General features: G+C 59.9%; 10 protein-coding genes. 6 read left to right on the top strand and 4 right to left on the bottom strand.

Translation table 11 applies throughout. The features are described from left to right. Nucleotides 1-42: 42 nt before the first annotated feature. The 5 genes from NH398_RS01145 (at nucleotide 43) to NH398_RS01125 (ending at nucleotide 3625) form a co-directional block, all read left to right on the top strand. Nucleotides 43-1458, top strand: coding sequence for an RNA polymerase factor sigma-54 (locus NH398_RS01145; protein ID WP_253015960.1), 1416 nt, complete (start codon nucleotides 43-45; stop codon nucleotides 1456-1458). A gap of 97 nt (nucleotides 1459-1555) precedes the next feature. Then, nucleotides 1556-1864 (top strand): ribosome-associated translation inhibitor RaiA, encoded by a 309-nt coding sequence (gene raiA, locus NH398_RS01140; protein ID WP_027335376.1) that lies wholly within the window; start codon nucleotides 1556-1558, stop codon nucleotides 1862-1864. A 4-nt stretch (nucleotides 1865-1868) separates the two neighbouring features. Further along, nucleotides 1869-2336 carry a PTS IIA-like nitrogen regulatory protein PtsN gene (gene ptsN, locus NH398_RS01135; RefSeq protein ID WP_253015958.1) on the top strand — a complete coding sequence of 156 codons (468 nt, stop codon included), beginning with the start codon at nucleotides 1869-1871 and terminating at the stop codon, nucleotides 2334-2336. A gap of 57 nt (nucleotides 2337-2393) precedes the next feature. Continuing rightward, complete coding sequence (gene rapZ / locus NH398_RS01130; protein ID WP_159342575.1) at nucleotides 2394-3314, top strand: RNase adapter RapZ; 921 nt, start codon at nucleotides 2394-2396, stop codon at nucleotides 3312-3314. Between the two features lie 41 nt (nucleotides 3315-3355). Next, the gene (locus tag NH398_RS01125) at nucleotides 3356-3625 is read left to right on the top strand and encodes an HPr family phosphocarrier protein (RefSeq protein WP_159342576.1); all 270 of its coding nucleotides are present in this window, start codon (nucleotides 3356-3358) and stop codon (nucleotides 3623-3625) included. Nucleotides 3626-3643: 18 nt separating this feature from the next. Here the strand turns inward: NH398_RS01125 and pmbA are convergent, their stop codons facing one another. Then, nucleotides 3644-4984: a metalloprotease PmbA gene (pmbA, locus tag NH398_RS01120; protein WP_159342577.1), complete on the bottom strand. Its 1341-nt coding sequence runs from the start codon at nucleotides 4982-4984 to the stop codon at nucleotides 3644-3646. Between the two features lie 95 nt (nucleotides 4985-5079). Between pmbA and yjgA the strand changes: the two genes are divergently transcribed. Then, on the top strand, nucleotides 5080-5601 hold the full coding sequence (gene yjgA / locus NH398_RS01115) for a ribosome biogenesis factor YjgA (protein WP_159342578.1): 522 nt from the start codon (nucleotides 5080-5082) through the stop codon (nucleotides 5599-5601). Nucleotides 5602-5609: 8 nt separating this feature from the next. Here yjgA and tldD read toward each other — a convergent pair whose 3' ends face one another. The 3 genes from tldD to rng are packed head-to-tail and all read right to left on the bottom strand — an operon-like array spanning nucleotide 5610 to nucleotide 12372. After that, the gene (gene tldD, locus NH398_RS01110; RefSeq protein WP_159342579.1) at nucleotides 5610-7064 is read right to left on the bottom strand and encodes a metalloprotease TldD; all 1455 of its coding nucleotides are present in this window, start codon (nucleotides 7062-7064) and stop codon (nucleotides 5610-5612) included. Further along, entirely contained in the window at nucleotides 7061-10909 is a 3849-nt protein-coding gene (locus tag NH398_RS01105; protein ID WP_366069886.1) for an AsmA-like C-terminal region-containing protein, read from the bottom strand. The genes tldD and NH398_RS01105 overlap by 4 nt, the downstream gene beginning before the upstream one ends. After that, nucleotides 10909-12372: a ribonuclease G gene (rng, locus tag NH398_RS01100; protein WP_159342580.1), complete on the bottom strand. Its 1464-nt coding sequence runs from the start codon at nucleotides 12370-12372 to the stop codon at nucleotides 10909-10911. Before rng ends, NH398_RS01105 begins: the two co-directional genes overlap by 1 nt. Between the last annotated feature and the right edge of the window lie 35 nt (nucleotides 12373-12407).

Here is a 12407-nt window from a genome sequence, read left to right as displayed (position 1 = left end):
TCGCTCTAGGGTGGAGCTTTCTGATTAACGAGTGGTTCTCAGATGGTCATGAAAGCTTCTCTCCAATTGCGTATCGGCACACAGCTGACCATGACACCTCAGCTGCAGCAGGCCATTGCCCTGCTACAGCTCTCCACGCTGGACCTCCGTCAAGAAATTCAGCAAGCGCTGGACGCTAACCCCATGCTCGAACAAGAGGATGAGTTTGGCGAACAGGCTGTTAGCGAGCCTCAAGAGGCCGAGTGGTCGGACAGCATTCCCAACGAACTCTCCGTAGACAGCGACTGGTCGGACACCTACCAAGACATGGGTAGCTTGGGCGGTAGCAGCGAAGGACCCGACTTCGAGCGCCAAGCCGCAGGCCAAAGCCTTCATGGCCATCTGTTATGGCAATTGGCCATGACCGACTTCTCTCCCCGCGACTATGCCATTGCCGAAAGCCTGATCGATGCACTGGATGCCAACGGCTATCTCACTCAACCGCTCAACGACATCCGCGAAGGCCTCAAGGCGCAAGGCCACGACAGCCTGAGCCAGCGTGAAGTAGAAAACACCCTGTTGCGCTTACAACAGTTCGAGCCCACCGGCGTGTTTGCCCGCGACCTGCGCGAGTGCCTGATGCTTCAGCTGGCCGCGCTGCCTGAAGACACCCCGCTATTGATGCCCGCAAAACGCTTGGTGCGTCAGTTTCTCGAAGCCTTGGGCAAAGACGATTTACGGCTACTCAAGCGCCGCCTGAGCCTGGATGACGAGCAGTTGGACGACGTCATCCGTTTAATTCGCAGCCTTGACCCACGCCCAGGCAGCGCCTACGGCGTGACCGACGACAGCTATATCACGCCCGATTTGGTCGTGCGCCATGACAACGAGGGCTGGCACTTAGAGCTCAACCCGGAGGCGCTGCCGCGCCTGCGTATCCAGCCCGATTACGCCAGTTTGATCAAACGTGCCGACAAGAGCCAAGACAACCAGTTCTTGAAAGAGCACCTCCAAGAAGCTCGCTGGCTGATCAAAAGCCTTTCCAGCCGTAATGACACGCTTCTGCGAGTAGGTCGTGAAATCATCGCCCGCCAGATCGGCTTTCTAGAGCACGGCGAAGAGGCCATGAAACCGCTGATCCTGGCCGACATCGCCGAGGCCGTGGAGATGCACGAGTCCACGATCTCCCGTGTGACGACGCAGAAATTCATACATACGCCACGAGGCGTGTTCGAGTTGAAGTACTTCTTCTCGAGCCAAGTCAGCAGCCACGATGGCGGCGATAGCCACTCCAGCACCGCCATTCGTGCACGGATCAAAAAACTGATACAAGAGGAGCCGTCGGGTAAACCGCTCTCCGATAGTCGCCTGGTGACCCTCCTTGAGGAGGGAGGCATCAGCGTTGCCCGGCGTACGGTAGCGAAATATCGCGAGTCAATGGGTATTCCCTCGTCCAGTGAGCGCCGCCGTTTACGCTAGTTAAACGGTAGGGCATGACAAACTCGACGCAGGGGCTTTGCAATAGCGCAAAAAGGGTTACAATCGAAGTACAGCCCGATGGATAAGGAGCACGTCAATGCAAGTAAACATCACTGGTCATCACGTTGAACTGACTGACGCCTTGCGTGACTACGTTAACGAAAAGCTGGAACGCGTCGAACGCCACTATGACAACATCACCACGGTGCAAGTGACCTTATCTGTCGAGAAAGAACGCCAGCAGGCAGCCTGTACGCTGCATGCCGCCGGTGCCGACCTTCATGCCGAAGCCCTCGATAACGATATGTATGCCGCTATCGATGCGCTCGCAGACAAAATCGATCGTCAACTCGTTAAACACAAGGAAAAAGCACAAGCTCGCGCCCAGGGCGCAGGCGTGCGTTAACTCAATGACGTTGGAAACCATCCTCCCCCCGGAGCGCGTGCTCTACGACGTGCCCGGGGGCAGCAAAAAACGGGTGCTGGAGTTTTTCAGCACCTTCATCGCCCAAAACACACCCAGCCTCGATAGCCAAGAAGTGTTTAGCCGCCTGATTGGACGCGAGCGTCTCGGCAGCACGGGAATTGGCAACGGCGTTGCCATCCCCCACGCACGTAGCCCGCACTGTAGCTCGCCCATCGCTGGCTTTTTGAAACTTGCCGAGCCGGTCGATTTCGATGCCATCGATGGCGACCCCGTCGATCTAGTGTTCGTGTTGCTCGTACCCGAAGAGGCGGACGACACGCATCTCGCTCTGCTTGGGCAAGTCGCGACGATCATGAACGATGCGAATACCCGTCAACAGTTACGCAAAGCCAGCAGTCAAAAAGAGCTATTGACCCTGATGACGGCCAAGATACGCGAACAGGCCGCGTAAGATACTCACACGTCCATCACTGTTTATTTCCTACGCTCATACGCCAAGAGAGACGCTATGCAACTGGTGATCATTAGCGGCCGTTCGGGGTCCGGTAAATCTATCGCCTTACAAGCGCTGGAGGATCTTGGCTATTATGCGATCGATAACTTACCTGCCATGCTGCTGGGCTCGCTGATCGATGAGCTGCGCGCTCAAGGAGAACGCACTCGTATTGCCGTTAGCATCGATGCGCGCAACCTCCCCATCGCGCTGGAGCGTCTGCCAGCGCTGTTGGAAGAGCTACGCCAGCGAGACATTCGTTTTCAGGTGATCTATCTAACCACGGACGCACGCATTCTGCTGGAGCGCTACTCCGCCACTCGTCGTCGCCACCCCCTCACTCGCGACAGCGAAATGACGCTGGAAGAGGCGATCAACAAAGAGGAGGAAACGCTACATGAAATACGCGATCTCGCCGATTTATTGATCGATACGTCTCGGCTCTCCGTGCACGATTTGCGCCGCCGCATTACCGATCAAGTGGCCCACCAGCGCCAGCATCAGCTCACGCTCACCTTTGAGTCCTTCGGCTATAAACGCGGCGTTCCGCTGGATGCGGATTTGGTCTTCGACGTACGCTGTCTGCCCAACCCATACTGGGACCCTACCCTTCGGCAATATACTGGCCGCGATGCCAATATCGTCGCTTTCTTGAGCGGTTACCCGGTAGTGGAAGCCATGGCCAGCGATATTCAGGCTTGGCTGGAGAAGTGGTTACCGGCCTACCAAAACAGCCAACGTAGCTACATGACCGTAGCTATCGGCTGCACGGGCGGCCAGCACCGCTCCGTCTACATGGTGGAGCAGCTCGCCCAGCGGCTCGTTAAGCAGACCGGAGAAGTGCAGTTGAGACATCGCGAACTGGGGCTGCAGTACACGCTGAGCGAAGAGCCCGTGGCGCCAAGCCCCACCACCGCGACCACCCGTACGCCCTAAGCCTTTTTATTCAAAGACCCACTCGGCAAAAAGGAACCAGAGTGCCCGAAAGAACGTTAACCCTTACCAACCAGCGCGGCCTCCATGCCCGCGCGGCCACCAAATTGGTTCAGTGTGGCCAGCAGTTTTCTGCCAGCATCCACGTATACAAGCAGCAGCAAAAAGCCGATGCCGCTAATATCATGTCGCTGCTGATGCTCGCGGCGCCCTGCGGCACCGAGCTCACTGTAGCTGCGGAAGGGGAAGACGCCGAACAAGCGCTCGATGCCATCGAAGCGCTGTTCGACGCGCGGTTTGACGAAGACCAGTAACCGACTCCGCGTCAACGATTAGCTGCCAGCGACGGTCATCGCATCCACAAGCCAACTGCCCGTGTGAATGCTGCCACGGGTATCCGTGTCATCGCCCACAGCGCTTAGTCCTGCAAACATCTTGTTCAGGTTACCGGCGATCGTGAACTCCTCGATTGGGTACTGAACCTCACCGTTTTCGATCCAAAAACCCGCCGCGCCTCGCGAGTAATCACCGGTCACCCCATTCACCCCCTGGCCCATGAGTTCGGTGACCCAGATACCGCGCCCCATCTGTTTCAAGAGCTCGGCACGCGGTGTCAAAGGAGCCAGCAAGCGTAGGTTACGTGCGCCGCCTGCATTGCCTGTCGAGTGCATGCCTAAACGCCGTGCGCTGTAGGCAGAGAGCATGTAGCTGGCGACCTGCCCCTGATCGATGAAACGATTATTGCGGGTTTGCACCCCCTCGGCATCGAATGGCGAACTCGCCGTCGCCCCCACTTCCATGGGTCGCTCTTCCAATCCAAACCACTCGGGAAAAAGCGGTGTCCCCAGGCGGTCGCATAGAAAGGAGGCTTCGCGGTAAAGCGCTCCGCCTGCCAAAGCACCCATAAGATGACCGATCAGGCCGCTGGCCAGCGTCGGGTCGAACAGCACCGGAAAGGTACCGGTCGGCGGTCGACGCGCGCCCAGTCGCCGTAGCGTACGCGCTGCGGCCTCTTGCCCCACGTCTTCGGGCTGGCGTAAATGGAGCGGATTCCGTGCCGCCGTATAGTCATAATCACGCTGCATGCCTTGGTCATCCTGAGCGATCAGCATGCAGGAGAGCGAGTGATTGCTGCCTTTCTGAGTCCCCAGAAAGCCGTGGCTATTGGCATAAACGCGCACGCCCTCGCCACTTGAAAGCGATGCCCCTTCCGACTGATGGATCCCCTCGACGCGGCGACCTGCCTGCTCACAGCGCAGCGCCAAATCGATGGCCTCCTCCGTCGAGAGCGCCCAAGGGTGATGCACTTTTAGATCGGGGAGATCGGTGGCCATTAACGCTGCCTCTGCCAGACCGGCGGCGGGGTCTTCGCCCGTATAGCGGGCAATCGCCAGCGCCTTTTCTACCGTGGCACGAATCGAGGCGCTGCTGGCATCGGTAGAAGACGCACTTCCCTTCCGTTTGCCCACGTAAAGCGTCACCGCAATGCCTTGATCCCGAGATAGTTCAACGGTTTCCACCTCGCCCAAACGAACGCTGACACCCATGCCCTGGTCAACGCTGGCGCCCACTTCAGCGGCATCTGCTCCTAGCTGCTTTGCGAGGGCAAGCGCTTCCTCAGCGCGCTGTGTCAGCAGTGCCTGCTGCGCCGATGCATCAAATGCCTGTGCCATTTGGCCTCCTTTTCGCCTGAATCGCGTTGGCGAATCAATGTTGTGGTCTCAGCCTGATATAATGCTGCAAACGAATCTAATCAGTGAGTTCTTATATGCCCAAGCAACGCCCCGAGCCAATCGACATCGACGAACAGGAAGAGCGTCCCAGTAAATCGCAGCTAAAGCGTGAGATGCATGCTTTGCAGGCGCTAGGCGAAACGCTGATTGCCATGAACCCTGCCGAACGCGCCCGCTTCCCCCTGTCGGACGACATGCTGCGTGCCATCGATGAAACCGCCCGCATCCGCTCGCATGAGGGCCGCCGCCGTCATATGCAGTACGTTGGCAAGCTCATCCGCAAAGAGGATCTAACGGCCATCCAGGGCGTGTTCGATGCCATCGAGCAGGAAAAAGAGCAGCGCGACCATGCGTTTCATCGCCTCGAGAAGTGGCGGGATCGAATGGTCGACGAGGGCGATGACGCCGTCGATCTGTTCATGGCCGATTACCCCAATGCGGACCGACAAGCGCTGCGCCAACTCGTGCGCAACGCCCGCAAAGAGCGCGAGCAGGGCAAGCCGCCCACCAGCTCGCGCAAGCTGTTCAAGCACCTGCGCGAGACACTAGCGCTTTAACAGGCCGCTCAAGAAGACTGCGTGCCGCCGACAGTCAGTTCATCCAGTTTCAGGGTGGGCTGACCCACACCGACCGGCACGCCCTGCCCCTCTTTACCGCACACGCCAATCCCGGTGTCCATCGCCATGTCATGGCCGATCATCGACACCCGCCCCATGGCCTCAGGCCCGTTGCCGATCAGCGTCGCGCCCTTCACCGGTGCGGTGATCTTGCCATCTTCGATCATGTAAGCTTCGCTGGCCGAAAAGACGAACTTGCCCGACGTGATATCCACCTGGCCGCCACCGAAGCTCACCGCGTAGATGCCCCGCTTGACGCTTTTGATGATATCGGCGGGGTCATCCTGTCCGGCCAGCATCACCGTGTTGGTCATACGCGGCATCGGCAGGTGTGCAAACGACTCGCGACGAGCGTTGCCGGTCGGCGCCATCTTCATCAGGCGTGCGTTCAGCTTATCCTGCATGTAACCCGTCAAAATACCGTCTTCGATCAACGGCGTGTACTGACCGGGCGTGCCCTCGTCGTCCACACTGAGCGCACCTCGGCTATCCGGTACCGTCGCATCGTCGACCACCGTGACGCCCTTGGCGGCGACCTGTTGCCCCATCCGGCCAGCAAAGGCCGAGCTGCCTTTGCGGTTGAAATCGCCTTCCAAGCCATGGCCAACGGCTTCGTGTAGCAGAATGCCCGGCCAGCCTGCGCCTAACACGACCGGCATCTGCCCGGCCGGTGCATCGATGGCTTCGAGGTTGACCAGCGCTTGACGCACTGCCTCTTTGGCGTAGCGCTCGGCCACGCCTTCGTCGCGCAGGCGCGCCATGGAGTAGCGACCACCGCCCCCCGCACCACCGCGCTCGCGGCGGCCGTTCTTGGCCGCGATCACACTAACGTTAAAGCGCACCAGGGGGCGAATGTCCGCGGCGAGAGTGCCGTCGCTGGCACGCACCAGCACGACTTCGTAAGTCCCCGACAGGGATGCGCTCACCTGACTGATACTCGGGTCGGCGGCTCGGGCTACTCGGTCGGCCTCTTTCAACATCGCGACCTTCTCTTCGGCCGATAGCCCGGCAAGTGGGTCGATGCCCGCATAGCGCGCGGCGGCACTGACCGGCGTTACTTTCTGGCCGGGCAACTGCTTACCACTGCGAACGATGCCCGCCGCCGTGCGTCCGGTATCCATCAATGCATCGGCAGTGATTTGGTTGGAGTAGGCAAACCCCGTTTTTTCGCCTGCCAGTGAACGTACGCCCACACCGCCGTCGATGTTATAGCTGGCCTCTTTGACTTCACCATCTTCCAGAACCCAACCCTCTTGCCAGGTTCGCTGAAAATAGAGATCGGCATAATCGATACCTGCTCCCATGGCATAGCCCAGGCCCGTATCCAGAGCGTTCAGATCGAGGCCACCTGGGGTAAGCAAAATGGAAACAGCAGACTCTATATCGCTTTTGTGTGCGGTCATTGGGGGCCTTCTAAAGTCACTTGCGGCGAGGTCCAGGGACCTTGCACGCGGTAATAGATAGTGGTTGCTTGATCCAGCGCATCACCGAACAGCTGATCGGCAATGAAGAGCGCGCCGCCGACGATGGGCGCACCGACCGCAATGGCGGCAATGGGTAAACTTTGGCTGACGGGCAGTGTGACGCCGAGACGCTGGTCAAGTTCACGCTGTAAGAGGTTAACACTTCCCGTCAGTGACAGCGTGGTGGCGGGTGCATCAATTTGTAGGGGGCCACGCAACAGTAACTGCCCTTGGGCAACGTCGGCAGTGCCGTGAACACGATCAAAGGCCGTGCCTTGGCCGGTCAAATCAGAGAAGTCGAACCGCAGGCGGCGCAAAATATTATCAAAATTGAGCAGGCCCACTAAGCGCGCTGGCGTCGATTCGAGCGTCACGAAGCGGCCGTCGCGAATATCTGCGCTCATCTCGCCACCAGCGCGGCTCAAATCTACTTGCCAGGGTGCACCGGGCCAAGTGAGGTTGGCAGACAAATCCGTCGTTCGGCTGCGCATAGCCACCGGCTGTTCCAGGCGCTCCAGCGCCGTGCCCACGTCCCCGCCTTGAATAGAGATATCGGCGCGGGTTCGGCTATTCACCGCATTGCCTTCCCATACCAACTCGCCCCGGGCAGAGAGCTGCCCAAGGGTCACCCCCACCGGCGATAGCGAAAAACGGCGATCATCGGTTTGCCAGAAGGCCGTGAGCGGCCCAAAGCGACGATTGCCCACGCTGAGCTCCGCTAGCCGCAACCTGCCGTTGGGTAGGTCCGCCAGTCCGTCGGGAATGGCCACCGGATCGACGTGCTGGGTGTCGACCGCCTCGACCCAAGAGTCAGGCGCGGCTGCACTGGCATCGTGCGGCTTGGAGAGTAACTCGAAAAGCGGATCCAGCACTAGGGAGGAAATGGCGATATCCAGCGGGCGCGCGCTGGCTGGCTGATAATCAATTCGGCCTGTCAACATATCACCGCTGAGCGTCAGCGCCGTTCGCTCTGCACTGAGCGTGCCGGAGGCATCGATCGTACCCAGGCAGGTGTCTCGAAACATCAGACAGTCGGTGTGCAACCGCACGTCGAACGATGGGTGATCGCCCTGGGCGGATGCGCTGTCGGCCGACATCAGCGGTGCAAGTGCCGCCTGCCATGCCATGGGATCCAGCACGTCAAAACCCGCGTCAAAACGCCAGCCGGGGTCTTGGGGCCAGCCGGGGCGCTGAACCGCGCTACCCAGGGCCACATCAGCCGCCAGCTCTCCACTTGCCAGTGTTTGCGCCCTGACCGCAGCCTTATCGGCTAGCTGCATGGCGACTTGCCCAGACGCCAGCTCCGCGCGCAGTCGCAGCGGCCAAGGCTCCTCACTGCGTTTGGCAAAAGGCGCCGGCAGCGCGCTGGTCACACCGATCAAACGGCTCTGCAACGTCACTACGGGGCTGGGCGACAGCGCAATCTCTGCTTGCCACTGGGCGCTACCATCGACGACTTGACGAGCCTGTTCGGCGGGCACCCCGGCCAGCGCCCACAGCGCCGAGGAAGCCACGCGCCCGTCTAGCGTTACACGCTCATCGGCCGTGAACGTCGCTTGCAGATCCCCCCCCTGCCACCGACTGCTCAGCGCGCCGGTCAACGCGTGCTCGGGCCCCACTTGCTGCCAGTGAAGCTCACCATCGATATCCCGCAGTGTGATGGGTAGGGAGACGACATCTATCACCGCGAGTGCTGGCCGCACATTGAGCTCTAACTGAAGTGTCTCAGGAGCGTCTAGTGGAAGTACCAGCGCGATGTCGCCATCGAGCTGCCCCTCTGCCACCAAATCGCCCAGCGGTAGCGGGCCCGTATCGGGCATGGCTTGGAGGAATCTCAACAAGGCATCGCCGTCACTGTTCAGATCTGCCGACAGCGCAAGCGGCTGCTTCTCTTCCATGCGTACCAGGCCGTTCGTGACGTCGACTCCCTGACTCTGGGCACTCGCCACGTCAGCTTGTAGCACCCCGCCTTGCCAGAGCAGGCGCCCTTCGATCTCTTCTAGCGTGGGCCAACCGGGGGCCATTGGCAAACGCCCCTGTTCGACCGCTAGCGCCAGCGTCGCCGAAAGCTGCTCGGATGACGCATTGGGCCCCAGAGGCTGGCTCAGCTTCAGCGAGCCTTGCGGCACGCGACCACCGATACCGTTTGCTAACCAATCACGCAGGGCAGGGTCGAACGCTTTCATCGGCAGCCATTGCGAGAGCGGACGAGTGCGCGCATCCACGTCGGCAAAGGCGATATCGAGGCCAAACTGACCGTTCTGCTGCCCGGTAATCAGGCCAAATCCACCGCTGACCTTGGCACCATCCCAGTCAACGTTCAGTTCGCGGCCGCTGATCATGGTATTAGGACCGTCGTACACCCACTCGACGATGCCCTCCGCATGGCGAAGCTGCATCGGCACGTCAAACAGTTTGGGGAAGTAGAGCGTACTGTCGCCTGCACTGTTGAATGTCACGCGACCACGAAGGTCGCGGGCTTGCACCCAGGCATCCAACGGCCCTCCGCCCGGCGCCTGTTGCCAGGGCAGCACGGCAACGTTGGTGAGCGCCGCATCGACGCCCCAGCGCCCGTCTCGCTGTCCCAGACGCAACCCCTGCACCTGCCCCCGGGGTGAGAGCGTTTGCAGCACCCGCGTCAGGGATTCTGGCAGCACTGCATACTCACGCCACGCCGCTAGAGAGGAGAGTTCGAACGCACTGGTTCGCAACTCCCACTGCCCTGGCTGGTGGGATACATACCAGTGGCGCGGCAGCGCTGGGCCATCGCTGATGCCCTCGGGTTGTGCCCACTCGACGGTCTCGGCATTGCCGCTAAGCCATGCCTCGCCACCGTCACCATCCCGCAGCCACTGCCCCGTCGCCTGGATGTTACGCAGCACGGCGTATTCGACGTCTTTGCGCAACGTCAGCTCGGGAATATCCAGCGCCAGCCGCGCATCCGCCAGCGAGCCTTCTTGCCAGTGCCCCCACAGCTGCACTTGGCCGCCTACCTGCTCGAGAAAAGGCATGCGATCTGGTCGGAACAGCGCCGCTAGCACCACCAGATGGTCGAGCTGCATATCGAGCTGCAGCGTCGCCGAAAAATCACGCAACCCCCGCTGCCCCGGCTGCATCTCTGCGCGCATGGTCATGGCCGGAAGTTCGGCGTCCCTGGCATCGGGGGCATCGACGATCGTCAGCGCCCCTTCTAGCCGAGTGCGGTGTCGGTCGCCGTTGAGCAAAAGCGAAGGGGCGTGAAGCATCACGGTCTGCTCCTGACCGTGCAGAGTGACGCGACTATTGTCGACCCAAACGCGTTGCCGTAAAAGAAGCTCCGCCCAGGCATCCAAGGAGGCAAGATCGACGTCGGGCTCGGGGGTAACGCCGAGAGGCAACTTGGCTGGGGAGGGCCAGCTCCACTCACGATCCGGCTGCTGATAAAGATGAAAGCCAAGCCCAAACATACGCGCATCGCTGAAAATGGGCGCGAACCGACGCAGACTTTCCCACACATCAAGGCGCAGCGAGAGGCGGTCAACTTCCACCAAGGCTTCGTCTGCGGGCGTTTGCGACCGAAGCCCCTCGAGTTCTACATGCAGATCGTTGCGCTCTAACGAGAGCGCAAGCCGATCGATATGCACCGGCACCCCAATACGCGCTTCGAGCAGGGCTTCGAGGCGTGGGGTCAAGGTATCCGCCTGACTAGCCAAAATACGCAGCGCCAGCAGCAGTACGGCCAGCGTCGCCAATACAGCCGCAACGCTGACCAGACCGACGCGAACGAGCGAGCGAGGTGACATCATTACATCAGTACGATGTCGTACTGCTCTTGAGAGTAGTGCTGCTCTACCTGGAAGCGAATCGTTTTATTGATGAAGGTCTCCAGGTCCGCAACGGCCGCAGACTCTTCATCCAGCAGACGATCCACCACCGGCTGAGACGCCAGCACCATATAGGTCTCTGCGCTGTAAGCTCGCTCCTCGCGAAGAATCTCCCGAAAGATTTCATAACAGATGGTTTCTGGGGTTTTGAGCGTACCGCGACCGCTACAGGTAGGACACGCTTCGCAGAGCGTCTGCTCTAGACTTTCCCGGGTACGCTTGCGTGTCAACTGCACCAAGCCAAGCTCGGTGACGCCGGTACATTTGGTCTTCGCATGATCACGCTCCAGCGCCTTTTCCAATACCCGCAGCACCTGGCGCTGGTGCTCTACGTCCACCATATCGATGAAGTCGATAATGATGATACCACCCAAATTACGCAGCCGAAGCTGGCGCGCAATGGCAGTGGCCGCTTCCAAATTCGTCTTGAAGATGGTCTCTTCGAGGTTGCGATGCCCCACATAGCCACCGGTGTTCACATCGATGGTGGTCATGGCCTCGGTGGGGTCGATGACCAAGTACCCTCCCGATTTCAGCTGCACCTTGCGACCTAGCGCTTTCTGGATCTCGTCTTCGACACTATAGAGATCGAAAATCGGCCGCTCACCCGGGTAATACTCGATACGATCCACCGCATCGGGCATGAACTCTTCGGCAAACTCGACCAGCTTGACGAAGTTTTCCCGGGAGTCGATGCGGACTTTCTCAATGTCATCGCGCATCACGTCTCGCAGGGTGCGCATGAACAGCGGCAAGTCATCGTAGATGACACTGGGCGGCGCGGCGGTGATCTTGCGCTCGCTGACCTTCCGCCAGATGCGCAGCAAGAAATACATGTCGCTGGCCAACTCTTCATCGCCCACGCCCTCTGCGGCCGTGCGCACGATGAAACCGCCCGTCACCTCGAGGGTTTGTTCGTCGATGCTCTTATCCAACAGCGTCTTCAAACGCTCGCGCTCGCGTTCATCCTCGATGCGCTGCGACACCCCGTGATGAGGCGAGTCGGGCATATAGACGAGGTAGCGTGAAGGGATCGATAGGTGCGTGGTCAACCGCGCCCCTTTGGTGCCGATGGGGTCTTTGGTGACCTGTACGACCAGCGCCTGGCCTTCATGGAGCAGTTGCCCGATGGTTTGCTGTTCGTCGTTGGGCGTGCCCGGCGGCATGACCTCGTGGGCATGGATAAAGGCTGCGCGCTCCAAGCCAATATCAACAAAGGCAGCCTGCATGCCAGGCAGTACGCGCACCACTTTGCCTTTGTAGATATTGCCTACGATACCGCGCCTGCGAGAGCGCTCGATCAGCGCCTCTTGCAATACGCCGTTTTCTACCAGCGCAACGCGGGTCTCCATGGGCGTTAAATTGATGAGGACTTCACCGCTCATGCAAAATTCCTTATTGGATGTCCTATTCCTTGCCA

The sequence above is a fragment of the Halomonas sp. CnH100-B genome (assembly GCF_024124605.1).
GTDB lineage: Bacteria > Pseudomonadota > Gammaproteobacteria > Pseudomonadales > Halomonadaceae > Vreelandella.
This window is presented reverse-complemented; position numbering and strand designations above follow the sequence as displayed.

Bases quoted from the DNA above. Each gene is read 5' to 3' on its own strand.
- ptsN (WP_253015958.1), top strand. From the start codon at position 1,869: ATGACGTTGGAAACCATCCTCCCCCCGGAGCGCGTGCTCTACGACGTG.
- yjgA (WP_159342578.1), top strand. From the start codon at position 5,080: ATGCCCAAGCAACGCCCCGAGCCAATCGACATCGACGAACAGGAAGAG.
- NH398_RS01145 (WP_253015960.1), top strand. From the start codon at position 43: ATGGTCATGAAAGCTTCTCTCCAATTGCGTATCGGCACACAGCTGACC.
- rng (WP_159342580.1), bottom strand. From the start codon at position 12,372: ATGAGCGGTGAAGTCCTCATCAATTTAACGCCCATGGAGACCCGCGTT.
- pmbA (WP_159342577.1), bottom strand. From the start codon at position 4,984: ATGGCACAGGCATTTGATGCATCGGCGCAGCAGGCACTGCTGACACAG.
- NH398_RS01105 (WP_366069886.1), bottom strand. From the start codon at position 10,909: ATGATGTCACCTCGCTCGCTCGTTCGCGTCGGTCTGGTCAGCGTTGCG.
- tldD (WP_159342579.1), bottom strand. From the start codon at position 7,064: ATGACCGCACACAAAAGCGATATAGAGTCTGCTGTTTCCATTTTGCTT.
- rapZ (WP_159342575.1), top strand. From the start codon at position 2,394: ATGCAACTGGTGATCATTAGCGGCCGTTCGGGGTCCGGTAAATCTATC.
- raiA (WP_027335376.1), top strand. From the start codon at position 1,556: ATGCAAGTAAACATCACTGGTCATCACGTTGAACTGACTGACGCCTTG.